The sequence below is a fragment of the Streptococcus sp. HMSC070B10 genome (assembly GCF_001808665.1).
Classification (GTDB): Bacteria; Bacillota; Bacilli; order Lactobacillales; family Streptococcaceae; genus Streptococcus.
The window spans coordinates 377118-400925 of the sequence record NZ_KV794152.1 but is presented as its reverse complement, the minus strand read 5'-3'; the positions used below and the strand labels follow the sequence as shown (position 1 = coordinate 400925).

The window sequence follows — 23808 nt, the reverse complement described above, 5'->3', positions numbered from 1 at the left end:
GGTGGTCAAAAACAACGTGTGGCCATCGCTCGTGGACTAGCAATGAATCCAGACATCATGCTATTTGATGAACCAACTTCTGCCCTTGACCCTGAGATGGTTGGAGACGTACTAAACGTTATGAAAGAATTGGCTGAGCAAGGCATGACCATGATTATCGTAACCCATGAGATGGGATTTGCTCGTCAGGTTGCCAACCGCGTTATCTTTACTGCAGATGGTGAATTCCTTGAAGACGGAACACCTGATCAAATCTTTGATAACCCACAACACCCACGTCTGAAAGATTTCTTGGACAAGGTCTTAAACGTCTAAACTCAAACTGTAAGGATTTCCTTGCAGTTTTTTTCAATCTCGTATTGGATTTTTTGATTTTTCGGAAAATTATGTTAGAATTAAATTTATGAAATGAGATTTCCTCATACCTAGCAAGACTAGGAATAAAAATAGAAATTAGGTAGCTAGATGTCATCTAAGGTTATTGTTACAATTTTCGGTGCGAGTGGAGACCTGGCTAAACGCAAGCTCTACCCTTCCCTTTTTAGACTTTATAAATCCGGCAATCTTTCCAAGCACTTTGCAGTTATTGGAACTGCCCGTCGTCCTTGGAGCAAGGAATATTTTGAATCTGTTGTAGTCGAATCGATCCTTGATTTGGCAGATAGTACCGAACAGGCTCAAGAATTCGCTAGCCACTTCTACTATCAAAGTCATGATGTCAATGATACAGAGCACTACATTGCTTTACGTCAATTGCAGGCTGAACTAAATGACAAGTACCAAGCTGAACACAACAAGCTCTTCTTCTTGTCTATGGCACCTCAGTTCTTTGGAACCATTGCCAAACACCTTAAGTCTGAAAACATTGTAGATGGTAAAGGTTTTGAACGTTTAATCGTTGAAAAACCATTTGGTACAGATTACGCAAGCGCAAGCAAGTTGAATGACGAGCTCCTAGCAACATTTGACGAAGAACAAATTTTCCGTATCGACCATTATCTTGGTAAGGAAATGATCCAAAGCATCTTTGCAGTTCGCTTTGCAAACTTGATTTTTGAAAACGTTTGGAACAAGGACTTTATCGACAATGTTCAAATTACCTTTGCGGAGCGCTTGGGTGTAGAAGAACGCGGTGGCTACTATGATGAGTCTGGTGCTCTCCGTGACATGGTACAGAACCACACTTTGCAACTTCTTTCTCTCCTTGCCATGGACAAGCCAGCAAGCTTCACAAAAGACGAGATTCGTGCCGAAAAGATTAAGGTCTTTAAAAACCTCTATCATCCAACTGATGAAGAACTTAAAGAACACTTTATCCGTGGTCAATACCGTTCAGGTAAGATTGATGGCATGAAATATATCTCTTATCGCAGCGAGCCAAATGTGAATCCAGAATCTACAACTGAAACCTTTGCATCTGGTGCCTTCTTTGTAAACAGCGATCGCTTCCGTGGTGTTCCTTTCTTCTTCCGTACTGGTAAACGACTGACTGAAAAAGGAACTCATGTCAACATCGTCTTTAAACAAATGGATTCTATCTTTGGAGAACCACTTGCTCCAAACATTTTGACCATCTATATCCAACCAACAGAAGGCTTCTCTCTTAGCCTAAATGGGAAGCAGGTAGGAGAAGAATTCAACTTAGCTCCGAACTCACTTGATTACCGTACAGATGCGACCGCAACTGGTGCCTCTCCAGAACCATACGAAAAATTGATTTATGATGTCCTAAATAATAACTCAACTAACTTTAGCCACTGGGATGAAGTTGGTGCATCATGGAAGTTGATTGACCGTATCGAAGAGCTTTGGGCTGAAAATGGTGCCCCACTTCATGACTATAAAGCTGGAAGCATGGGACCTCAAGCAAGCTTTGACTTACTTGAAAAATTCGGTGCCAAATGGACTTGGCAACCAGATATCGCCTATCGTCAAGATGGTCGCTTAGAATAAAAAAAATCCTGCAAGTTTGTAGCTTGCAGGATTTTTGCTTCTGATTAGATTAAGCCTTCCAAGAGACCCTTCATAAAGTTTTCTGAGTTAAACTCTCCAATATCATCGATTTTTTCACCAAAACCAATCAATTTTACAGGAATATTGAGTTCTTCACGGATGGCTAGAACCACACCACCTCGAGCAGTTCCATCAATCTTAGTCAAGACAATTCCCGTTAAAGGAGTGATTCTTGAAAATTCTTTGGCCTGTACAAGAGCGTTTTGACCTGTTGATGCATCAAGTGCCAAGAAGGTTTCATGCGGAGCTTCGGGCACAACACGTTTGATAATACGACCAATCTTCTCCAACTCAGCCATGAGGTTGTCCTTGTTTTGCAGACGACCAGCGGTATCAATCATAAGAATATCGATACCTTCAGCTACGGCACGTTCCATTCCATCAAAGACTACACTGGCTGGGTCAGCTTTCTCAGGTCCAGTCACTACTGGAACGTCCACACGACGGCCCCATTCAGCTAGCTGGGCTACCGCCCCTGCACGGAATGTATCTGCCGCAACCAACATAACCTTCTTTCCTGCATGTTTATAGCGATGGGCCAATTTTCCGATAGAAGTTGTTTTCCCAACACCATTAACACCAACAAAGAGCATGACTGTCAAGCCATCTTGGAAGTGGATACGTTCATCGTAATTGCCATCCTTTTCATAAAGCTCAACCAATTTCTCAATGATGACACGGAGAAGTGCATCAGGTTTCTTGGCGTTTTCGAGCTTAGCTTCGTAGCGTAACTCCTCTGTTAAATTAGAAGCCACCTGGACACCAACGTCACTCATGATCAGCAGTTCTTCCAACTCCTCGAAAAATTCTTCGTCAACAGAACGGAAGTTTGCAAAGAAGGCATTCAAGCGTGCTCCGAATCCCGTACGCGTTTTCTTGAGACTGCGGTCATATTTTTCCTGAACTGTTTCTTCTAACTGAGACCTTTCTGCTTCAAGAACTTCAGAATTGTTTTCTTCTACAGTTTCTAGGAGCTCAGTATTCTCTTCCTCTGTGACTTCTTCTGAGTTTGGCAATTCTTCGACTTCTTCTTGAGAAACTTCTACAACTGGCTCTAAATTGTTATTTTCTTCAACTGTCTCTTGATTTTCGTCTTCTTCAAACACAGCTTCTTCAGAACTTTCAACTTCTGCTTCTTCATGAGGAAGTTCCTCAGCTTCTGTTAAGGCTGGCTCAACATCTTCAGACAAATCAAGATTTTCCAGAGCTTCTTTTACAACTTCTTCGATTTTAGGTTCTTCTTTTTTTCCGAATAGACGGTCAAATAATCCCATATCTTAGTTCTCCTTTAGCACATATTCTTCGATAGCCCAGGCGACAGCCTCTTCATCATTGGTCATTGGAGTTACCACATTTGCGACTGCCTTGACTTCAGGAACAGCGTTTTGCATGGCAACACCGAGCCCTGCCCACTCAATCATAGAAAGGTCATTAGCCTCATCACCACATGCCATAACTTGGCTTTGGTCGATTCCAAGATGGCTGATTAGTTTTGCCAAACCTGTTGCTTTATGAACATTCTTTGGTGACCACTCTAGCAACATTTCACGTGATTTAAAGATCTCATATTGGTCAAACAATTCTGGAGAAATCTTCTGAATAGCTGCATCCAAGGGTTCTTGAGCAAAGGCAGTCACGCACTTATTGTAAGTCATTTGACTAGACAAGTCTTCAAAGTCCAATGGAACAAAGGTCAATGCTGGATTGAATTTGGCATAAAGACTTTCTTGGTCCGATTGGATTTGATAAACAGTTCCTTCTGAGATGGCATCAAGAGGCAGTGATAATTTCTCTGTTTCCTCATACAAGCGTGCCACATCATCATATGAAAACACTGTTTTATCAAGGATCTCACCTGTATTTTTCTGAACTAATCCACCATTAAAAGTAATCGTATATTCATCTTCGTGGCCGTCAGTCCCTAGCTCATGGAGAAAGAAGTCCATGGCTTTTAAGGGACGACCAGTTGTCAATACAACCTTGATACCACGATCTCGCGCAGCTTTCAAGGTTGCCTTTGTTCGATCCGTCAGCCTTTTATCAGTAGTCAGCAAGGTACCGTCCAAGTCCAATGCAATCAATTTTATATCTGCCATTATAAGCCCTCCATATAAGCTATAACCGACTGGTCCTTATGGTGACCAATCACAGTCTCTGCTAATTCTAAAATTTCAGATCGTGCATTTTCAGGAGCCACAGGATGTCCCACAACCTGCATCATATGCAAGTCATTTAGATTATCTCCAAAAGCCATAACCTGATCCATTGTGATGCCAAGTTTTTTAGCCAATTCAACAATGGCCACTCCCTTATCGACATAGTCCAGAACAATATCAATAGATTCAAAGCCAGTTGTCATGGCCTTAACACCAGGAACATGTACATTAACCCAAGCTTCCCCAGCTTCTAGCGTTTCTTCTGTAAAGTTGGTTGTAAATTTGAAAATATCATCTGTGATATCTTCCAAACTCGCTACTTTTTGGATATTTTCATTATAGTGCTGGCTCACTTTCAAATAGGTCTCATCCACCGTATCTAGAACATAAGCTCCCTTTTTTCCCGTCAAGAGCAGTTTATTGATATCTACATAAGGTGAAGTTTTCAGCATTTCAAAAGTTGATAAATAAAACTCACGAGACATAGTCGCTTCATACAAGTCCTGACCTTGATATTCTACCAAACTGCCATTTTCCGCGATGAAAATAATGTCATCACGAACATCAGCAAACAATTTTTCTAAAGATAGAAATCCGCGCCCCGAAGCCACCGCAAAGTATATCCCTTTTTCCTTGTAGGAAACCAAGAGAGACTTGAGGCGGTCCATATCAAAGCGTCCATTCTCATCTAGGAAGGTTCCGTCCATATCCGTTGCTACTAGTTTAATCATAAAATCTTTCTTACTCCGATTAGTAAATCTACCTCCTATTATACCATAGATAAGTAGAAAAAGGATTAGTCTATCATCTTTGCTTCTCTTTTATCCCTCTCTACTAGCTAGTGCTGTTTCTAACTTTTAAAAAAGCTCGTAAAATTAAAATCGTGCAACTTTTTTCAGATACTTTTAAAAGATTGATTTCATTATCTGTTTCCTTTATACTGGATAAAAAGGAGAATAGTATGTCAGAAACAAATCACGAAATCGATTCAAATTTTGCAGGTCGTTTAAATATCCTGCGTGCGGGTGTTCTTGGTGCCAATGATGGAATTATTTCCATTGCTGGTGTGGTTATCGGGGTTGCTAGTGCTACAAGCAATATCTGGATTATCTTTTTATCAGGATTTGCAGCTATTTTGGCCGGTGCCTTTTCAATGGCTGGTGGAGAATATGTGTCCGTTTCAACTCAAAAAGATACCGAGGAAGCAGCCGTTGCGCGTGAGCAAGTCTTGCTAGACCAAGATATGGAACTAGCCAAAAAGTCCCTCTATGCTGCCTATATTCAAAATGGCGAGTGTGAAACATCAGCCCAACTTCTCACCAACAAAGCCTTTTTAAATAATCCGCTCAAGGCTTTGGTAGAGGAAAAATACGGGATAGAGTATGAAGAGTTTACCAATCCTTGGCACGCTGCCATCTCTAGCTTTATTTCTTTTTTCCTTGGTAGCTTACCACCCATGCTTTCAATTACCATTTTCCCAAGTGAATACCGCATCCTTGCTACCGTCCTTATCGTCGGTGTGGCCCTTCTTCTCACTGGCTACACTAGTGCCAAACTTGGAAAAGCTCCAACCAAAACAGCTATGATTCGGAACCTCGCTATTGGTCTCTTGACCATGGGAGTTACCTTCCTGCTCGGACAACTTTTCAGCATTTAGAATACAAGAAATACCTCGATTTTGAAGTCGAGGTATCTTTTTTACATTTGGACAATCTTGCGATAACTTCTTGAAGTAATCATGAAAATCAGCACATAGGCGATGAGGAAGATAGCGCAGATAGACAAGGTCACAATCAACATCATAGTCGTATCTATTACACCAATCACTTTTAAAATCAGACTAAGCATATGGTAGGCAAAGGCTAGGTGTATGAAGGCAAAGAGCAAAGGAAGGAAGAAAACAGTTAAAACCTGTTTGTTAATGGTTTGCTTGATTTGCTTTTGATCTAAACCAACTTTCTGCAAGATAATAAAGCGCTCACGGTCTTCATAGCCTTCAGAAATTTGTTTGTAATAGATGACCAGAACGGTTCCGACCATAAAGATAATGGATAGGAAAATACCGATAAAGAAGACACCACCAAAGAGGGCACTCATTTGAGCACTAGCATCTGCTAGATTGCTACCATACACATAGCTACCTTCCGTGTTTAATTGAGCATTAAACTGGTTGAGGTATTTATCATATTCTTCAGCGACCTTGAGTTGTTCTTCTTCGTTGGCATTTACATTCATACCACCGTAAAACTGATTATAGATAGCCGAATCTGGGAATTGGTCTAAAAAGGCTTGTAAATCTGGAACAACAAGGTAATTGTAATCAGCAGTCAAAATATTAAACTGATTTGGAACATGGTTTACAATGAAATCTTTAGTAAATTCTTCTTTGACAGAAAATTGATGATCATTTAGAGTTAGAGCTTTCTGTTCTTTAACTCCCTCATTCTTTGCAAAGAGTCCGACCTCATTTCCTGATAGAGACAGTTTTTGGCCAGTCATATTTTCATAATCTTTTTGGTCAAATACCATGAAAACTGTTGTGGGTTGGACACGATTTTGTCCTTTTTCAAAAAGGGTTAACTTGCTACCTTCTTGGTTTGCAACACCAAAGTAAGCGTAACGAAGAACTTCTTTCTCTTTAATCTTATAACCTTTGTCACTTGCAAACTGGCTCAAGAGTTTGTCCAAATCTTCTTTTTCAACATTTTGCCCTGAAACCCCAAAATCATGAGGATTCAGAACTTTTTTAAAGCTTTCTGAAGCATTGAAAATGCTTGTCGCTGCAGACATGGTCACCAAAACCATTGTTGACAAGATAGCGATAGTTGCTAGTCCAACTGCATTTTTCTTCATACGGAAAATCAAGTTAGACACTGAGATAAGGTTATTTGGTTGGTAATAATATTTCTTGTTTTTCTTTAAGATTTGTAGAAAGACTGTAATCCCTGCATTAAACAATAGATAAGTACCAAAGATAACCAGCAAAACAGCTAGGAAGAAAGTTGTTAAGGCTGTCAGAGGATCTTTTACTGTAAGGGCAAGATAATAGCCAATCCCTAAACTTATGGAACCAAGAATCGTTTGGAGAGGTAGGAAACGACCTCTTTTCTCTCCGCTTGCTTTCTCACGCGAGAGCTGGAGGGCATTCATACGGGCGATTCGAAGGGCATTCAGGAACATGAGGCCTAGGAAAATCAAACCAAAGACAAGAAGTACTGTAATGACAACTTTCATCTGGAAGGTAGCGACAAGTTCAACCTTTAATTTCATCAGTTTGAGCAAGAAAGCAAAAATCAACTTGTCAAACAAGGCTCCAATACCGATACCTGCTCCAACAGTTAGAATCCCAAATACCACTAACTCCTTAAAAGTCATACTAATTAGATGGCGTTTCTCCAAACCCAGCATGCCATAAATCCCTAGTTCCTTGGAACGATTTTTCATGACAAAACTATTGGCATAGAGGACGATAATGGCTGACGCAAGGGTGACGACAAACATACCAAATCCTAGAGTAGCTTGAATCGTTTCCCCTCCACGGATTTCCGCAATCTTTGGATTGAAAGTTAGAGAGTAAAAGAGATAGGTGACGGTGACTGCCAAGAGAACAGCCAGCGCAAAAGGATAGTAGAGTTTGCGGTTTTTAATCAAGTTCGATACCGCTAACTTATTGGTTAATCGAAACATACTAATTCACCTCGCTTGCCATGACAGTCAAGGTATCAGAGATTTCTTGGAACATCTGACGCTCTGTCTTCTCTCCACGGTAGATTTGGTTGTAAAGAATGCCGTCTTTGATAAAGAGCACGCGCTTGGCTCTGCTTGCTGCTGCTGTGGAGTGGGTTACCATGAGAATAGTTTGGCCACGCTCATTGATTTCATCAAAGACATCAAGTAAGGCTGCAGATGACTTGGAATCAAGGGCACCTGTTGGCTCATCCGCAAGGAGAATTTCAGGTTCAGTGATGATGGCGCGTGCTACTGCTACACGCTGTTTCTGGCCACCAGAAATCTCGTAAGGGTACTTCTCTTGTAATTGGTTTATTCCCAGATTCTCAGCTGTCACCACCAATTTCTTCATCATCTCCGTAATAGGTCTTCTTGACAAGACAAGCGGAAGCAAGATATTGTCCTTAACAGACAGAGTATCTAGCAAGTTAAAGTCTTGGAAGACAAAGCCCAGCTTTTCACGACGGAAGCTAGAAGCCTGTGAATTTTTAATGGTTGCGGTGTCAGTTCCATTTAAGTAAACCTGGCCACGACTTGGTTTATCCAGCATAGCTAGAATATTGAGAAGAGTTGATTTACCAGAACCAGACTCACCCATGATAGCGACGTAATCGCCTTTTTCGACGGTAAAGTGAATATCCTTGAGGGCCTCTACTTGGTTGCCCTGAAAACGAGTTTTATAAATTTTTTGAACGTGTTTTACATCTAAAAGTGTCATGAGAATCTCCTTTCTTAATATCCCATCAAATGAAATGTTGCTTGCATCATAGCGCATCCCAGCTGAACGCGCTCGATTTCTTTGTGACTTGGTTTTCTAGTTTTCTTATGTAAAATTTGTTTCATGATGTTACTCCTTTGTTCTTTATGAGTCTAGTTTACATCAAAAAAAGACTGCTTGCCATAACCTAACCTTACAAAAGAGACTTTAATCTTACATTTTTGTAAGATTGGGGAAAATATAGTCATTTCTTTAAAAATATTTTACCATAAAAAGAAATTAAGAAGAAAACCCTTGTGGATACAAGGGTTCAGATTCGTAAATTGACTGCAACGGTCAATAATACATTCATAAACAGTTTGAAGATTCATTCTTTCGTTTGGTTATAAATCTATGTCACTAGAACGATTTTCATCTAAACAAAAATCATCTTTAATCAACAAAGTTAATTCTTTTAAATTCACAGCTTCACTTTGGTTAAGTCGGACAGCTTGATTCATTATTAAATCTTCATATAGATTTCGAACAAAGCGACCGTTAGAAAAATTGGTAAGATTACTTTCTAACTTTTCATTAAAATAATTTAATAATACTTCTTTCAGCTTGTCATCTATATGGTAGTCGTCTTTTCTTGCTAATGTTTCAAAAATATCTAACAATTCTATAGAAGAATAATTTTCAAAATTAATAAAATAATTAAATCGAGATTTCAAACCAGGATTTGATTCAAAGAAATGGTTCATTGGTTCGGTATAACCAGCCACAATAACAATTAAATCATCTCGTGAATCTTCTAAAGCCTTTGTAAGTTCTGTTAAACATTCTCGCCCGTATGAATCAGTATTTTCATTTTCAGTAATACTATACGCCTCATCAATAAAGAGAACTCCACCTTTCGCCTTTTCTATGACATTTTTAACTTTCAGTGCAGTTTGTCCTTGGTAACCTGCAATTAAATCTGTTCTGGAGACTTCTAAAAAATGTCCTTTAGATAAAAGTCCCAATTGGTAGTACATTCTTCCAATAATTCTAGCAACAGTTGTTTTTCCTGTTCCTGGATTTCCCATAAAAGCCATGTGTAAAGTTCTTTTGGGAATATTTAAGCCAGACTCTTTCCTTTTTGACTGAACTTTTTGATAAATAATTAAACGACTAACTTCTTTTTTTACCCTCTCTAAACCTACTAACTGATTTAGTTCCGCCAAAAGGTCATTTAAAGATGATTTCTTTTGTTGACCTAACTCTTTTTCCAAAGTATCAAATAGGTAAGTATATCCAAGAAAGCTAGCTAGATTATCAGATAAATCTTTCAATAAAGGTGTAAGCTTATTTCGTTTGTTAGCTTGTTGTAATAAAAAAATAGATTTATACAATTCTGCTACTGATTTTGTATCAGTACGATTTGCTATAATATTATTTACTTTATCAAGATAATTATTTTCTTTTCCAAAATAGAAGTCTAATTTCTTTGCACTACAAATTAATTTATCTCGAGAAGTTGACATATCTTACCTCAATAACATGAAAAGCAAGGCAATCACTAACATACCAATAGAAATTCCAGAAACAATAAAGACTGTTAGAAGGCGATTTGAAATAAATTGAATTTGTTGTTTACTTTCGTTCAATTCTCTCCTAAGTTGATCAATTTCACCAGTATTTGAAACCGGTTCTGAAGGAAGAGTACTTGCGAATTGTTCTAGATTTACAAGTCTATCATTAAATTTAGAAAGTATTACCTCATGTTTTTCGATAGAGTTTTTGCTATTTTCTTCGTTAAATTTCTCTTTAAATTGCTTAAGAGCTACTAGAGTTGCTTTTTGTTTCTCAATGGTTTTATCAATACGAGATTGTTCTTTCAGAATTTTCTTGTTGGTATGTTCAATGGCAACTACAGAAGAGAGGATTGCTTGAATATAATCTTTATCCAGAGCCTCTAAAGCTTTATAAACTTGACCAAATTCTTCAATAAGTTTTTGTTGATTATCATAAAATTTTGAAATGTAATTTTGAGTTTGTTCAACTAAAGTATTAAACTCTTTACCTGTAACCCCATGTTCAGCAAATTCAAAACCAAAGAAATCTTCATGAGTTCTAACTGTATCAAAATACAATTCATCTTGACTTTGTTCAGCAAACTCTTTCAGATGCTCTTTCGCTGCATCGAAATCATGGTTACTAATGTTTATTTCAATTGTTTCTTGTTCTTGCTCAAATACTTCTTGTTCCATATTTTTCTCCTTAATCTAATAATTCTTGTAATAAAGTATCAATCTCATCAAAGTCACTTTTATCGTCTCTTGTAGATTCTGCAAAAATATCTGACAGCTTTTCTTTCATCATTGAAGCAGCCATATCATGTCTTTCCTTAATAGTATTGATAACAGAATCTTTTTCAACTTGTAACTTTATACTCTTAACATCTAATAATTGATCTTGGATTACTAACATTTCATTATTTTGATCAATTTTCTTAGAATTTAGCTCGGAAATTTGTTTATTGACAATTTGCTGATCAATCATTTTTAGTACGAAAGCGCCAATAATTCCTGATAAAGTTGCTCCCATAAATGTTCCAATGACGCTACCGATTGTTCCCAAAAGTGGTATTGAAATAGCCAAAACTGGAAAACTTGCAGTGAGGGATGCTCCTAAAACTTCCCCAACTACAATTGCACCTGTAGCTGTTAAACCCGCAACAATAATTTTTCCAACCTCTAACATCATAATATCAAGGCTTTTATCTTTATTTTCAGGATTATTTATATAATCTATTGCTTCTTTCAAAGATTTCCAACCTTGGTGTATAAAGGTCCAAGCTTTAAGAACTGTATTAATTACAGGTCCAACTATTGCAGACGCAATCATTGTAACTACAGATTTACCGACATTTAATACATGATTTGCTAAGTTATTTACAAAAGATATGATAGCCTCTTTTATTTTATCAATAAAAGTCGATAAGTTTCTTTCTGTATCTTTTAGCCAAGAGATAAATTTAGAAATCAATTCTCGCAAAAATTCTGATAATAACTGTAAAAGCGCTGCTTTCAAAGCTTTTCCGGAAATTTTTAACGCTTCATCACGACGTGATTTTTTACCTGATTTTATAGCTCGCTTCTCAGCCTCATCTCTCACTCTGTCGTATTCCGTGCGTGCCTCTTTATCTTTCTCTCTTAACTGTTTCTCTTCTTTTGAACTAATATTATGGACTTCTCTAGCATATTGTCCCTTAGAGTTTGGATTATCGAATAATTCTGATGTAGATAAATCTCCCTTCGCTTGATTAACTTCACTCCTAATTTCGTTAAGATTAGCTTTACTATTTGCAAAAGCAATCTGCTCTTCTTTTGTCAAAAAAGCATTTGCTTTTGGATCACGTATAATCTCTCCAGCAGAAACTGTATGATCCATTTGGGTTCCTTTTTCTTTTGAACCTGTTGGCCTTCCGGTGTCAAATGGTTTTCTCGCTTCTTTGGTTAAAGTATTTACAATTTTACCTGAACGAGTTGAGTGTGTTTGAATATTCCCTAAGTCGTCTTTAGCAAAATTATTTTGCCAAGTGTCGTATCTTTCTTGATAATTAACATCTCTATTATGGGTTGCAAATTTACCTTTTTCAAAATTTTCAGCAGTTTGTATATGTGCTTCTTTTCGTAAATCTAGGGTTTGTCCGTTGTTCTCTTTAATAAACTCATCACCAATTTGTGCAGCAAGTTGAAGTTGTACTTGCTCCCAGACTATATTCTCAATAGATTCTTGAAGGTATTCATTATTTTGTAATTTTTCCCTATCTAAATCAATTTTTTCTATATCTTTAATAAGATCTTTGAGATTATTTTCTAGAGAATTTTCTAAATTAAGCAATTGGTCGTATTCAAACTCTATATCTGATGATTGTAATGCGAGTAACTCATTTTCATTAGCCATAATCCATTTCCTGTCAAATTATTTTTATACGCTTATTATACCATTTAGCAATAGATTCTGACAAGATGAAAAAAAGCCTTGTCTTCTATAATCCAAAGCTTATTTTCTTATTTAACTCACCAAAACCAGCCTTCATTATCGTCAATGGCTTGGGCTTCCTTGCGTTTGCGTGGGCCTGTTCCATACATTTCTGCTTCGATTTCTTCCTTAGTCGGCATGACAGAAGCTAGGATGATATAGATAATCACGCCAAGTCCAAAGTTTGCGACTGTAAAAATGGCAAACAAAAAACGAACAAGGGTAACGTCAAAGTTCCACTTATCTGACAGACCTGCCAAAACTCCTGAAATCATGCGATTTCGTCTCATTTTATAAAATTTACTGTTCATGATTTTTCCTCTTTCTGCTAGGTTAGACATAGTATATCACGGGTAGGCTCGGCTTTCATCAGTCCTCAGGCTGATTTATCAGAAGCAATTTACCTCGACAAAGTCCACAGCGATAGCGTTTGGTATCAACCATTCGCTTACGATGATAACTTTGCTGGCAGGATTTACAACGATAAAGTTTGAGTGGTTTGGAGTGGCTATTTGTCAAGGAGGGCACAAAGCGTAATCCATCCACTGCTTTCAAAAGTTCCTTAAAATCCCGATCCTTGTGTTGATAGCCCTTCCCTTGAAAATAGAGGTGATAATGACAGAGTTCATGGCGGACAATTTTTCTAAAAACATCCAAACCCAGTTCCTGATAAACCTTAGGATTAAAATCCAAATGCCCATCTTTTGGGAAAAATCGTCCACCTGTCGAACGTAGACGCCTATTCCACTGGACATGATGGATAAAATGTCTGCCGAAGTCTTCTAGTGAAACCTGTTTAACGTAATCAGCCAGTTTCATTTGGAGCGAGGAGCGACAGATTAACTTTTTCACGTTCAGTATCAATTTTCTTAACCCAGACTGTCACCAAATCACCAACGGATACCACTTGACTAGGGTGTTTAATAAATTTGCGACTCATGTGGGAAATGTGAATCAAACCGTCCTCGTGAATCCCGATATCAACGAAGGCACCAAAGTCAACTACATTACGCACCACACCCTCTAGCTTCTGACCAACCACTAAATCCTTGATATCTAGGACATCTTGGCGAAGCACAGGTGCATCAAAGGAATCGCGGAAATCACGACCTGGTTTGAGAAGATCTGCAATGATATCTTTAAGAGTTTCTGGACCAAGTTCTAGTTCTTGCGCCATATCCTTGACTGAAAGGGACTTGAGTTTACTTTGGGCTTCTTCATTCAAGTCTGTAATGTCCAAACGTTTGAAAAGTTCCTTAACGGCAGCGTAATTTTCTGGGTGAACTCCTGTATTATCAAGGATGTTGCTACTTTCAGGGATACGGAGGAAACCAGCTGCCTGTTCAAAGGCCTTAGCCCCCAGACGCGGAACTTTCTTAATTTGGGCGCGTGAAGTGATTTTTCCTTCCTCCTCACGGTATTTGACAATATTTTCAGAAATGGTTTTATTGAGTCCAGCTACGTGTGAAAGAAGAGCAGGACTGGCTGTATTGATGTTGACACCGACTTGGTTTACCACTGTATCGACAACAAAGTCCAGACTCTCAGATAATTTCTTCTGACTGACATCATGTTGGTATTGACCGACACCAATTGACTTAGGATCGATTTTGACCAATTCCGCAAGAGGATCTTGCAAACGACGGGCGATAGAAATGGCAGAGCGTTTTTCAACGGTCAAGTCTGGGAACTCCTGACGAGCAAGTTCACTGGCAGAATAGACAGAAGCACCACTTTCATTGACGATAACATAACTAACCTCAGAAAAATCTTTAAGAACTTCCGCCACAAAGGCTTCACTTTCACGACTAGCAGTACCATTTCCGATAGCAATAATCTCTACACCGTATTGACCAATCAAGTCTGTCAGATTTTTCTTGGATTCTTCGATTTGACGAGCTGATGCTGGTTTGACAGGATAAATGACCTGAGTTGTCAGCATTTTTCCTGTTGCATCCACGACAGCTAGCTTGGCACCTGTACGAAAGGCTGGGTCAAACCCAAGAACCACGCGCCCTTTCAGCGGAGCAACTAAGAGGAGATTGCGCAGGTTGTCAGAAAAGAGTTGGATAGCCCCTTCCTCCGCTTTCTCAGTCAATTCTGTCCGAATACGACGCTCGATAGCAGGCAAGACCTTTTTCTTAACAGATTGTTGAACAACTTCATCAATATAGGCGTTTCTCACCTTGAAACGAGCAGCAAAGAAGGTAAGAATGCGGTCCGTTGCATGTTCAAAACCGACCTTCAAGACACCTAGCTTCTCCCCACGATTGAGGGCTAAAGTACGATAGCCTTGCATATTTCCAACTGTCTCAGAAAAATCATAGTAAATCTGAAAAACCTGCTTTTCATCAAGGCTTTCATCCTTAACTTGAGAAGTGAGTTTAGAGTGTCTCAGCACTTCCTGATAAGTCATAGAACGTAAATTTACATCTTCTGATAAGGCTTCAACCAAGATATCAACTGCACCAGCCAAGGCTTCCTTACCAGTTGCAAATCCTTCACAGACAAACTTTTCAGCTTCCTTCTCTAAGTCAGCTACATTCTGCAAAATCAGGCGAGCAAGAGGAAAGAGTCCAGCTTCACGGGCAATGGTTGCCTTGGTTCGACGCTTTTCCTTGTATGGAAGATAGAGTTCTTCTACGTCTGCTAATTTTTCGGCAGCTAAGATAGCTTCTTCCAATTCCTTGGTCAACTTGCCTTGTTCTTGAATCTTAGCTAAAACAGCTTCCTTGCGATCATTGAGGTTAGTCAGGCTTTTATCCAAGTCGATAATAGCCTTAATTGCCACCTCATCCAGACTACCAGTCATATCCTTACGATAACGCGCTATAAAGGGAATAGTCGCCCCTTCAGCTGTCAAACTTAGAACAGTATCAATTTGCTTTAACGTCACTCCCAAATCTTGGGAGATTTTTTCATATTTTTTATCCATGAATCTATTATACCATAAGCTAATATTATTCAAATTATCTCTTACAATTTTAAAACATAAGTTGGTGAATAAATTTGCTTCATTTTAATATTCTATTTATTGAGAAGGTTTCAATTTAAAATTCTACTAGATTACAAAAGAATCTATGAGTAATTTTACTGTTTTTATTTTTTACAAAACACTATATAAAGCTATTTGTTGAAGTTAACGAATCAATTTTCAGAGCAAATAAAAAGACCTCAAGCCTGATCCTGCGGTGAGTGTAATCTATTTTGAAATTTTAAACAAAAAAGGAGCATTTAAGCTCCCTCCTTTGAAATAACGGCCACTTGGCTGGTCGGTGTACCCAGCATCTCAGATACCTTTTTCAAGGTGCGGCAGGAACCTTTCTGCCCTCAAATGTCTTTCGTTAATGTTATTCTAGCACTATCTACTTTTTTTGTCAAGTTTTCTCAATCTACCAGACTTGATACGACTTTGTAACTTGAAATCTTGTAAGCGATACATGGTCGGAACATAAAAGAAATCTCCACTTTTATGTAACTTGATGGCAACAAGAACATTATCATCAAATCTTTTAACATATTCAAAACTAGCATCTTTCTCTCGTGGATTGACCCCAACGAAATCTGGATTACTTAGTATAAGTTCCAGGTCTTCAATATGATGAATCACATCATTATGATGCCGTTTCAACATATGACTTCTTAAACCTTCTTTGTTAACTTTGATATCACTAGCTTCAAGAACAATATTAAAAATTTCTTTTACTTCGTCAGTCACCTGACCGATCTTTTTATGTTCCATCATTTCCTCCGTTATTCCAAAATTATTATATCACAATCATAGTGTATATTAGGATATATCACGCTCTATTATTCGTTAGATCCTCAATTTTAACTTTTCCCTTTTCCTTAAAATAATAGTATAATAGAGGTAGAATTTAGAATCGAGGTGCACCTATGGCTGTAAAATTTACAAAAACGGATGACTTGGACAAGATGTTTGAAGAGTTTGCGAAACTCCCTGATTTGAAACAAGTCACTTTCCCTGATGACAAAGAGAAAAAAGCCAAAGCAGAAAAGAAAAACTAGATGACTGCTTTCCAACAACTCCCGTCTAGTGTGCTTCAGACTGGGGCTATTTTTCTCTCCATTATCATTGAAGCCCTACCCTTCGTTCTGATAGGAAGTATTGTCTCAGGACTGATTGAGGTTTATATCACACCTGACAAGGTTTATCATTTTCTCCCTCGAAATCGTTGGGGGAGAATCTTTTTTGGCACCTTCGTCGGGATGCTTTTTCCCTCTTGTGAATGTGGAATTGTCCCCATTATCAATCGTTTTCTGGAAAAGAAGGTTCCCAGTTACACAGCCGTTCCCTTTCTCGTAACAGCACCTGTTATCAATCCTATTGTTCTCTTTGCGACCTATTCTGCCTTTGGCAACTCCTTCCATATCGCCCTTTTACGAGCTCTTGGTTCTATTCTTGTAGCTGTGATACTTGGGATTTTTCTGGGATTTTTCTGGCAAGAATCGATTCAAAAAGAAAATCGTTTGGCCTGTCATGAACACGATTTTTCTCACTTGAGACCTGCAAAAAAAGTTTTTCAGGTCTTTGTGCAAGCCATTGATGAATTTTTTGATACGGGGCGTTATTTGGTATTTGGTTGTCTCTTCGCCTCTATAATACAGGTCTATGTTCCGACACGGATTCTGACCTCTATCAGTGCGACCCCTCTTTTTGCCATCCTACTCTTGATGCTTTTGGCCTTTCTTCTTTCTCTCTGTAGTGAGGCTGATGCTTTTATCGGAGCTTCTCTTCTCTCGAGTTTCGGCTTGGCACCAGTTCTGGCCTTTCTCGTCATTGGTCCAATGCTGGATATCAAAAATATTCTCATGATGAAAAATTACTTGAAAGCACGATTTATCAGTCACTTCATAACGATTGTGACTCTTGTCGTCTTAGTGTATTCTCTCTTGATTGGAGTCATCCTATGATTCGATTTTTAGTTTTAGCTGGCTATTTTGAACTGACCATTTATCTCCATCTGTCGGGCAAATTAAACCAGTACATCAACATGCACTATTCCTATCTGGCCTATATTTCCATGGTGCTTTCCTTTATCTTGGCTATTGTTCAATTGTATATCTGGATGAAGCAAGTCAAAACCCACAGTCATCTGAATAGCCGATTGGCAAAGGTGACGAGTATTGCTCTTCTGGCCATTCCAATTGTAGTCGGCTTAACTTTTCCAACTGTTAGCTTGGATTCTCAGACCGTTTCAGCAAAAGGCTATCATTTCCCCTTATCAGAAGGCACGGATCAAGCCATTCAGACCAGTGAAGGGACTACAAGCCAATATTTGAAACCAGATACCAGTTCTTATTTTTCAAAATCAGCTTATGAAAAGGAAATGCGAACTGCAGCGGATAAATACTTGTCCCAAGATAGCATTTACATTACTAACGAAAACTATATGGAAGTCATGGAGGCTATCTACGACTATCCAGATGAGTTTGAAGGCAAGACAGTCCAGTTTACAGGCTTTGTCTATAACGACCCCAGTCATGCCAATAGCCAATTTCTGTTCCGCTTCGGCATTATTCACTGTATCGCAGATTCTGGTGTCTATGGTTTGTTGACCAAGGGAAATACCCGTCAATATGAGAATAACACCTGGATAACAGCCAAAGGAAAACTGGTCAATCACTATCATAAAGAACTCAAACAAAACCTCCCAACATTGGAAATTGACAGCTTTACCAAAGTCGATAAACCAGAGAATCCCTATGTGTATCGCGTGTTTTAAAAAAGTAGCCTGGAAAGGGCTACTTTTTCTATTTAGAAATAATAATCTAAAGTATGGATAATTTTATATAAAACTCCGATTTCCTACTCAGCATCCTTCCAATTCCGAGCAATTTCTTCATCCTTCTGGAGTTGATCTACCAGTTCTTCAACAGAGTCAAATTTGACCATTTCACGGACACGGTCTAGCCAGTAAACAATAACTGTTTCACCGTAAATGTCATCTGAAAAATCAAAAATATTGACTTCAAAACGTGGCTCTTCTCCATCGAAAGTAACATTTTTCCCGACACTCGCCATTCCACGATATCTTTTACGCTGCACTTCGATATCGACTACGTAAACACCATCTGCTGGCATATAGGTTCGATCTCTTAAAACTAAGTTTGCTGTTGGATAACCGATCGTACGTCCACGAGCATTCCCATGAACAACCATTCCACGTGATGGTAGAGGGGTGCCAAGTAAATGAGCAGCTTCTCTGACATCTCCATCCAGAATAGCTTGACGAATACGAGTAGAACTAATTTTCCCCTTTTCATCCTCAACAGGAGGAACAATGATGATTTCTCCATCAAAATAATCCTTCAAATCATCCGCAGTTTTCTTATCAGAACCAAACGTGTAATCAAATCCCGCTACGATAATCGCTGGTTTTAATGCTCTAACATAGGTATCAAAGAACTCTTGACCCGTTAAACTAGCAAATTTACTACTAAAGTCAAGTAAGAAAAGAGCCTCTACTCCATGCCATTTCATCTTATGTTCCCGTTCTTCATGGCTGACAATATGAAGCATTAATTCTGGCTTGTAAGGCTGTAATGCGAGCTTAGGCGACTCTGTAAAGGTCATCACGACAACTGGTAGATATTCTTTCATAGAAGCCTTGCTAGCTACTTCAAAAAGCTTCTGATGTCCCTTATGAATACCGTCAAAATAGCCTAATACAAGAACTGTTTTATCAGGTACTGCGATGTCTTTTTCATTTTTTATAGGTACTGTTGTAATCATGAAACTATTATATCATAGAGAAAGCCTTTTCGCTAAAAGGAAATCCCAAATGTCGTCTTTTACTCCTGAACTGACCTTAAAAAATCATTCAAGATGTTAGTTTTAAAAAATAGCATCCCTAAGAGATGCTATCGTTTGGTAACTAGTCTACTGTTTCTTCCAAATCTTTTAACTTCACCGAAACAATTTTTGAGACACCTGATTCTTGCATAGTCACTCCATAGATGGAATCAGCCGCTGCCATGGTTCCCTTACGGTGGGTTACGACGATAAACTGGCTGTCCTTGTCAAAGCGGTTGAGGTAATCCCCAAAACGTTTAACATTGGCTTCGTCAAGCGCAGCCTCTACCTCATCCAAGATGACAAACGGAATAGTCTTGACACGGATAATGGAGAAAAGCAAAGCAAGAGCCGATAGAGCTTTTTCACCACCACTCATGAGGTTGAGTGATTGGATTTTCTTACCTGGTGGTTGAACAGAAATCTCAACCCCAGCTGTCAGAAGGTCTCCTTCAGTCAAAATCAGGTCAGCCTGACCTCCGCCAAACATCTGCTTGAAGGTCACTTTAAAGGACTCACGAATGGCCTCAAAGGTTGATTTAAAGCGTTCCTTAACCTCATCATTCATCTCTGTGATAGTCTCTAGGAGTAGATTTTTCGCTGATAAAATATCATCTCGCTGGCTATTTAGGAAATCCAGACGGTTGTGAACTTCTTCGTACTGTTCAATAGCTTCTAAGTTGACAGGACCCAGTGATCGAATAGCCTTCTCTAAATCTTTAACCTCTTGCTCTGCCAGATTGAGATTCTCCAACTCATGAGACTTTTCTAAAGCTTCTGTATAGCTAATCTGATACTGGTCTGTTAGCTGACTCTGTAGATAGCGCAAGCGCTCGCTGACCTTTTCTTTCTTGGCTTCAGCACGAGTTTGCTTACGAATCCACTCTTCATTCTGCTGGCGAGCCTGATCCAAATGACTAGCAATATCATCCAGTTGACCTTCAATATCATCCAACTCAAACTGCTTGCGAATCAAACCTTGTTGGAGATTTGTTTTCTGAATTTTGGCTTCATCAGCCTGTTGACTGAGCAAATCCGTATCAACTTTCTCAAGATTGTCAACTTTTTCTTGGAGAAGGCGCTGGATTTCCTCTTGTTCGATATCAAAATTGTCTAATTCCTTGCCTAGACGTTCAATATCAGCTACTTCATAACGTTTTTGTCCTTGCAGTTCTGTCTTAAGCAAGCGAGCTTGCGCTACCTCTTCCTGCAAGTTTTGATAGCGTTCTTGGATGGCGTTTTTATTAGACTTAATCTCTTCAATCTCAGCTTCCAGATTTTGCTTGTCACTTGCGATTGTAGCAAGACGCTCTTGGCATTTTTCCTTGTCTGCTTGCCAATCTCCCTCAGAAAGACGATTTAATTCCTCTTCTTGGAGTTTCCAAAGAGTTTCCAGTTCTTCAACTTGCTGACTGGTTTGCTGATAAGCGAGGGACAAGCCCTGTTCCTGAATACGTGCCTGCTCTCCTTGAGATTTGATGGCTTCTAATGATTCGGTCAATCTAGCCATCTGGTCTTGCAAGGTCTTCAAAGATGCTTCTTCTGAACGAAGACTTGCTTCTTCTTCAGCAATTTCTTTTTGTAATTGCTCCAGTTCTGGCTTGATAAAAATACTGTTATTCTGGCGGTTGGCTCCACCTGCATAGGAACCACCTGTGCGCAGCTCTGTCCCATCCAATGTCACCATACGGACCTGGTAACGAACCTGGCGAGCAGCCGCACGAGCCTGTTCTACGGTATCAAAGATAGCCGTCGTAGCTAGCAAATTCTTGAAAATGGCTTCCAGTCTAGTATCGAATGTCACCAGCTCATCAGCCATACCCAGAAATCCTGGACTTGTAGCAATAGCATCTTGGTTCTGACTAGAAATCGTACGCGCCTTAATAGTGGTCAAAGGAAGGAAGGTCGCACGACCAGCTCTAGTTCGTTTGAGAAAATCAATTGCTCTAGTTGCTGCATGTTCATCTTCTACGATGATATGCTGACCGCTCGCTCCCAGTGCGATTTCCAGAGCAGTTTGATAATGCACATCAAAGGTCAAGTGCTCACTGACTGCACCAATAATCCCACCAAGGCGAGCTTTTTCTTGGAGAACACTCTTAACACCGGCATAAAAGTTACTATGATTTCTCAGAATATTTTCCAAACTCTGAGCTCTGGCCTGCTTGTTTTTGAGATTATCCAGACGGTCAAATAGTTGACTTTGTTGAGCTTGATAGGAAGATTTCTGCTCCTCTTGCTCCTTGGCAATAGCTTGATAGTCAGCCAATAATTTTTGAACTTGCTCCTTGGCAGTTTCAAGATCCGCCTTTTGCTGACTAGCCTTCTCTTTAGCTGTAGCCAACTGTTCTTTCAGCTTTTCTAATTGATCTGCTTGTTTTTGAGAAAGCTGACGACTATTTTCCAACTCATTCTCGATGCGAGTCAGTTGGTTTGAGACATCCGCTTCTTCTTGTAAAAGCGCCACAAAGCGTTCACGTAATAGCTCAATCATCTGATCAGGATCATCTGAAAAAGCCAGCAACTCAGCTTCTAAACGATTAAGTTTTTGATTATTTTGGACTAGATTTTCTTCTAAGAGAGCTAAAGAGCTTTCCTTATCAGATTTTTCTTTGCTGAGTGAATTTCTCTTATCCTCCAAAGCAGCCAAACGAGCTTGTGCTTCCTGTTGATTCAGAGCTACTTGCTCAGATTCCAGTTTCGATAGGGCTAATTTTCTCTCTAAATCACTAATCAGACTGGTCAAATCCATCAAACTGACTTGGTCTTTGGCCATTTCAGCCTGTAAATCTTGGCGTTGCTTTTTAAGAGTTTGATTTTCTTCTTCTAATTTTTCACGCTTTTGGTAATAGCTCATCAAGAGTTCCTGAACCTGAGCTAACTCTTCTTCTGTCGAGTCTAGTTCAGCTTTATTTTCATTGATTTGAGCAACCAGAACGTCTAAATAAATAGCCTTGCGTTGTCCTTCCAAGTCTAGAAATTTACGAGCATTTTCAGCTTGCTTCTCAAGAGGCTTGATTTGATTGTCCAACTCGTAGATAATGTCCTCTAAGCGGTCTAAATTATCCTGAGTTTGTTGTAGTTTACTCTCAGTTTCTTTTCGACGAGTCTTGTATTTTAAAACTCCTGCAGCTTCTTCAAAAATAGCTCTGCGTTCTTCAGGCTTGGAGTTGAAAATCTCCTCAACCTTCCCTTGGGAAATGATAGAGAAGGAATCTCGTCCCAAACCTGTATCCAAGAAAAGATCATGAATATCACGCAGACGGACTTTCTTGCCGTCAATCTTGTATTCGCTATCTCCACTACGGTAGATATGGCGTTCTACCCTGATTTCTTGGCCTGCATCCTTGATAAATCCGTCATTATTATCCAAAGTCACAACTACAGAAGCATAATTGAGCGGTTTGCGACTTTCTGTTCCAGCAAAGATGACATCTGGCATCTTGCCACCACGGAGACTCTTGACACTAGACTCCCCCAAGGCCCAACGCAGACTTTCTGTAATATTCGACTTTCCTGATCCATTTGGACCCACAACTGCCGTAACCCCTTGGTCAAAGACGACTTTAGTCTTGTCAGCAAAAGACTTGAATCCCTGAATTTCGATTTCCTTTAAATACATGAATCCAGCCCTTTCTCAACGGCATTTTTAGCAGCTTCCTGCTCTGCCAATTTTTTCGAACGACCTTGACCTTGACCAATGCTCTTGCCTTCAACCAGAACTTCTACATCAAAGACCTTATCGTGAGCAGGACCCGTTTCAGAAATCACCTGATAACGAATAGCCACATCTCCATTGACCTGAAGTAACTCTTGGAGATGGGTTTTGTAGTCTGTAATCATCTCAAACTCGCCTGCTTCAACCTTAGGAATCATGACTTGGTAGATAAATTCCTTGACCTTGGCCACATCCTTGTCCAAAAGGAGGGCACCAAGAAAGGCTTCAAAGGCATCACCAAGAATGGTATCACGATTGCGTCCACCAGATTTTTCTTCCCCTTTACCAAGTTTGATAAACTGATCAAACTGGCAATCACGCGCAAAACCAGCCAAACTCTCCTCACGGACAATCATGGCACGGAGTTTAGACAAGTCACCCTCAGGTTTTTTAGGATATTTTTTATACAGATATTCTGAAATCAATAACTGTAGAACAGCGTCTCCTAAAAATTCCAAGCGTTCATTGTGTGAAATTTTTAAGAGGCGGTGCTCATTGGCATAACTCGTATGAGTAAAGGCAGTTTCCAGTAAATTTTTGTCTGCAAATTCGATTGCAAAATGGTTTTTAAGTACAGTTTGTAATTCTTTCATACCAACCTCTTTCTAACTGATAACAGTCCTTTTTATTATATCAAAAAAAGCCCCCT

The 23808-nt window shown here is 39.2% G+C and carries 21 protein-coding genes; 6 read left to right on the top strand and 15 right to left on the bottom strand.

Annotation, left to right across the window (positions count from 1 at the left end):
* Together HMPREF2613_RS03575 and zwf are read left to right on the top strand one after the other, a co-directional pair.
* Nucleotides 1–315 (top strand): ATP-binding cassette domain-containing protein (locus HMPREF2613_RS03575; protein WP_083279201.1); only part of this gene is annotated, 315 nt, incomplete at its 5' end.
* A 150-nt stretch (nucleotides 316–465) separates the two neighbouring features.
* Entirely contained in the window at nucleotides 466–1953 is a 1488-nt protein-coding gene (gene zwf / locus HMPREF2613_RS03570; RefSeq protein WP_070479013.1) for a glucose-6-phosphate dehydrogenase, read from the top strand.
* 44 nt (nucleotides 1954–1997) lie between these two features.
* On the opposite strand, the gene ftsY is transcribed toward zwf, so the two are convergent.
* The 3 genes from ftsY to HMPREF2613_RS03555 are packed head-to-tail and all read right to left on the bottom strand — an operon-like array spanning nucleotide 1998 to nucleotide 4900.
* The gene (gene ftsY, locus HMPREF2613_RS03565; protein ID WP_070479011.1) at nucleotides 1998–3287 is read right to left on the bottom strand and encodes a signal recognition particle-docking protein FtsY; all 1290 of its coding nucleotides are present in this window, start codon (nucleotides 3285–3287) and stop codon (nucleotides 1998–2000) included.
* A 3-nt stretch (nucleotides 3288–3290) separates the two neighbouring features.
* Nucleotides 3291–4109 carry a Cof-type HAD-IIB family hydrolase gene (locus tag HMPREF2613_RS03560; protein ID WP_070479008.1) on the bottom strand — a complete coding sequence of 273 codons (819 nt, stop codon included), beginning with the start codon at nucleotides 4107–4109 and terminating at the stop codon, nucleotides 3291–3293.
* Nucleotides 4109–4900 carry a Cof-type HAD-IIB family hydrolase gene (locus HMPREF2613_RS03555; RefSeq protein ID WP_064276097.1) on the bottom strand — a complete coding sequence of 264 codons (792 nt, stop codon included), beginning with the start codon at nucleotides 4898–4900 and terminating at the stop codon, nucleotides 4109–4111. Before HMPREF2613_RS03555 ends, HMPREF2613_RS03560 begins: the two co-directional genes overlap by 1 nt.
* Before the next feature lie 230 nt (nucleotides 4901–5130).
* Here HMPREF2613_RS03555 and HMPREF2613_RS03550 point away from each other — a divergent pair, with 230 nt between their 5' ends.
* Complete coding sequence (locus HMPREF2613_RS03550; protein ID WP_033685102.1) at nucleotides 5131–5826, top strand: VIT1/CCC1 transporter family protein; 696 nt, start codon at nucleotides 5131–5133, stop codon at nucleotides 5824–5826.
* A gap of 41 nt (nucleotides 5827–5867) precedes the next feature.
* On the opposite strand, the gene HMPREF2613_RS03545 is transcribed toward HMPREF2613_RS03550, so the two are convergent.
* The 9 genes from HMPREF2613_RS03545 to HMPREF2613_RS03505 all read right to left on the bottom strand — a co-directional run bounded on the left by HMPREF2613_RS03545 (nucleotide 5868) and on the right by HMPREF2613_RS03505 (nucleotide 16366).
* On the bottom strand, nucleotides 5868–7856 hold the full coding sequence (locus HMPREF2613_RS03545; protein WP_070479005.1) for an ABC transporter permease: 1989 nt from the start codon (nucleotides 7854–7856) through the stop codon (nucleotides 5868–5870).
* Nucleotide 7857: 1 nt separating this feature from the next.
* On the bottom strand, nucleotides 7858–8616 hold the full coding sequence (locus HMPREF2613_RS03540) for an ABC transporter ATP-binding protein (RefSeq protein WP_000173358.1): 759 nt from the start codon (nucleotides 8614–8616) through the stop codon (nucleotides 7858–7860).
* Nucleotides 8617–8999: 383 nt separating this feature from the next.
* The gene (locus HMPREF2613_RS03535; protein ID WP_070479003.1) at nucleotides 9000–10121 is read right to left on the bottom strand and encodes an AAA family ATPase; all 1122 of its coding nucleotides are present in this window, start codon (nucleotides 10119–10121) and stop codon (nucleotides 9000–9002) included.
* A 3-nt stretch (nucleotides 10122–10124) separates the two neighbouring features.
* Nucleotides 10125–10847: a hypothetical protein gene (locus HMPREF2613_RS03530; RefSeq protein WP_070479001.1), complete on the bottom strand. Its 723-nt coding sequence runs from the start codon at nucleotides 10845–10847 to the stop codon at nucleotides 10125–10127.
* A gap of 10 nt (nucleotides 10848–10857) precedes the next feature.
* The gene (locus HMPREF2613_RS03525) at nucleotides 10858–12546 is read right to left on the bottom strand and encodes an AI-2E family transporter (RefSeq protein ID WP_070478999.1); all 1689 of its coding nucleotides are present in this window, start codon (nucleotides 12544–12546) and stop codon (nucleotides 10858–10860) included.
* Nucleotides 12547–12662: 116 nt separating this feature from the next.
* The gene (locus HMPREF2613_RS03520) at nucleotides 12663–12935 is read right to left on the bottom strand and encodes a PspC domain-containing protein (protein ID WP_001085048.1); all 273 of its coding nucleotides are present in this window, start codon (nucleotides 12933–12935) and stop codon (nucleotides 12663–12665) included.
* Between the two features lie 58 nt (nucleotides 12936–12993).
* On the bottom strand, nucleotides 12994–13443 hold the full coding sequence (locus HMPREF2613_RS03515) for a SprT family protein (RefSeq protein ID WP_070478997.1): 450 nt from the start codon (nucleotides 13441–13443) through the stop codon (nucleotides 12994–12996).
* Entirely contained in the window at nucleotides 13430–15559 is a 2130-nt protein-coding gene (locus tag HMPREF2613_RS03510) for a Tex family protein (RefSeq protein ID WP_070479387.1), read from the bottom strand. Before HMPREF2613_RS03510 ends, HMPREF2613_RS03515 begins: the two co-directional genes overlap by 14 nt.
* 426 nt (nucleotides 15560–15985) lie before the next feature.
* Nucleotides 15986–16366: a PBECR3 domain-containing polyvalent protein gene (locus HMPREF2613_RS03505; RefSeq protein WP_004269701.1), complete on the bottom strand. Its 381-nt coding sequence runs from the start codon at nucleotides 16364–16366 to the stop codon at nucleotides 15986–15988.
* Nucleotides 16367–16521: 155 nt separating this feature from the next.
* Between HMPREF2613_RS03505 and HMPREF2613_RS11720 the strand changes: the two genes are divergently transcribed.
* The 3 genes from HMPREF2613_RS11720 to HMPREF2613_RS03490 are packed head-to-tail and all read left to right on the top strand — an operon-like array spanning nucleotide 16522 to nucleotide 18371.
* Nucleotides 16522–16653: an SPJ_0845 family protein gene (locus tag HMPREF2613_RS11720; RefSeq protein WP_004234728.1), complete on the top strand. Its 132-nt coding sequence runs from the start codon at nucleotides 16522–16524 to the stop codon at nucleotides 16651–16653.
* Nucleotides 16654–17559, top strand: coding sequence for a permease (locus tag HMPREF2613_RS03495; protein WP_070478994.1), 906 nt, complete (start codon nucleotides 16654–16656; stop codon nucleotides 17557–17559).
* Nucleotides 17556–18371: a TIGR03943 family putative permease subunit gene (locus tag HMPREF2613_RS03490; protein WP_061589780.1), complete on the top strand. Its 816-nt coding sequence runs from the start codon at nucleotides 17556–17558 to the stop codon at nucleotides 18369–18371. Before HMPREF2613_RS03495 ends, HMPREF2613_RS03490 begins: the two co-directional genes overlap by 4 nt.
* 83 nt (nucleotides 18372–18454) lie before the next feature.
* Here HMPREF2613_RS03490 and HMPREF2613_RS03485 read toward each other — a convergent pair whose 3' ends face one another.
* The 3 genes from HMPREF2613_RS03485 to rnc form a co-directional block, all read right to left on the bottom strand.
* Nucleotides 18455–19381: a bifunctional riboflavin kinase/FAD synthetase gene (locus tag HMPREF2613_RS03485; RefSeq protein WP_042751266.1), complete on the bottom strand. Its 927-nt coding sequence runs from the start codon at nucleotides 19379–19381 to the stop codon at nucleotides 18455–18457.
* 142 nt (nucleotides 19382–19523) lie between these two features.
* Nucleotides 19524–23063, bottom strand: a complete 3540-nt coding sequence (gene smc, locus HMPREF2613_RS03480) for a chromosome segregation protein SMC (RefSeq protein WP_070478992.1) — start codon at nucleotides 23061–23063, stop codon at nucleotides 19524–19526.
* Nucleotides 23054–23752: a ribonuclease III gene (gene rnc, locus HMPREF2613_RS03475; protein ID WP_000661487.1), complete on the bottom strand. Its 699-nt coding sequence runs from the start codon at nucleotides 23750–23752 to the stop codon at nucleotides 23054–23056. The genes smc and rnc overlap by 10 nt, the downstream gene beginning before the upstream one ends.
* Nucleotides 23753–23808: the final 56 nt, after the last annotated feature.

Excerpts from the sequence above, each read along its gene's own strand:
- zwf (WP_070479013.1), top strand. The coding sequence starts at position 466 with ATGTCATCTAAGGTTATTGTTACAATTTTCGGTGCGAGTGGAGACCTG.
- ftsY (WP_070479011.1), bottom strand. The coding sequence starts at position 3,287 with ATGGGATTATTTGACCGTCTATTCGGAAAAAAAGAAGAACCTAAAATC.
- HMPREF2613_RS03560 (WP_070479008.1), bottom strand. The coding sequence starts at position 4,109 with ATGGCAGATATAAAATTGATTGCATTGGACTTGGACGGTACCTTGCTG.
- HMPREF2613_RS03555 (WP_064276097.1), bottom strand. The coding sequence starts at position 4,900 with ATGATTAAACTAGTAGCAACGGATATGGACGGAACCTTCCTAGATGAG.
- HMPREF2613_RS03550 (WP_033685102.1), top strand. The coding sequence starts at position 5,131 with ATGTCAGAAACAAATCACGAAATCGATTCAAATTTTGCAGGTCGTTTA.
- HMPREF2613_RS03545 (WP_070479005.1), bottom strand. The coding sequence starts at position 7,856 with ATGTTTCGATTAACCAATAAGTTAGCGGTATCGAACTTGATTAAAAAC.
- HMPREF2613_RS03540 (WP_000173358.1), bottom strand. The coding sequence starts at position 8,616 with ATGACACTTTTAGATGTAAAACACGTTCAAAAAATTTATAAAACTCGT.
- HMPREF2613_RS03535 (WP_070479003.1), bottom strand. The coding sequence starts at position 10,121 with ATGTCAACTTCTCGAGATAAATTAATTTGTAGTGCAAAGAAATTAGAC.
- HMPREF2613_RS03530 (WP_070479001.1), bottom strand. The coding sequence starts at position 10,847 with ATGGAACAAGAAGTATTTGAGCAAGAACAAGAAACAATTGAAATAAAC.
- HMPREF2613_RS03525 (WP_070478999.1), bottom strand. The coding sequence starts at position 12,546 with ATGGCTAATGAAAATGAGTTACTCGCATTACAATCATCAGATATAGAG.
- HMPREF2613_RS03520 (WP_001085048.1), bottom strand. The coding sequence starts at position 12,935 with ATGAACAGTAAATTTTATAAAATGAGACGAAATCGCATGATTTCAGGA.
- HMPREF2613_RS03515 (WP_070478997.1), bottom strand. The coding sequence starts at position 13,443 with ATGAAACTGGCTGATTACGTTAAACAGGTTTCACTAGAAGACTTCGGC.
- HMPREF2613_RS03510 (WP_070479387.1), bottom strand. The coding sequence starts at position 15,559 with ATGGATAAAAAATATGAAAAAATCTCCCAAGATTTGGGAGTGACGTTA.
- HMPREF2613_RS03505 (WP_004269701.1), bottom strand. The coding sequence starts at position 16,366 with ATGGAACATAAAAAGATCGGTCAGGTGACTGACGAAGTAAAAGAAATT.
- HMPREF2613_RS11720 (WP_004234728.1), top strand. The coding sequence starts at position 16,522 with ATGGCTGTAAAATTTACAAAAACGGATGACTTGGACAAGATGTTTGAA.
- HMPREF2613_RS03495 (WP_070478994.1), top strand. The coding sequence starts at position 16,654 with ATGACTGCTTTCCAACAACTCCCGTCTAGTGTGCTTCAGACTGGGGCT.
- HMPREF2613_RS03490 (WP_061589780.1), top strand. The coding sequence starts at position 17,556 with ATGATTCGATTTTTAGTTTTAGCTGGCTATTTTGAACTGACCATTTAT.
- HMPREF2613_RS03485 (WP_042751266.1), bottom strand. The coding sequence starts at position 19,381 with ATGATTACAACAGTACCTATAAAAAATGAAAAAGACATCGCAGTACCT.
- smc (WP_070478992.1), bottom strand. The coding sequence starts at position 23,063 with ATGTATTTAAAGGAAATCGAAATTCAGGGATTCAAGTCTTTTGCTGAC.
- rnc (WP_000661487.1), bottom strand. The coding sequence starts at position 23,752 with ATGAAAGAATTACAAACTGTACTTAAAAACCATTTTGCAATCGAATTT.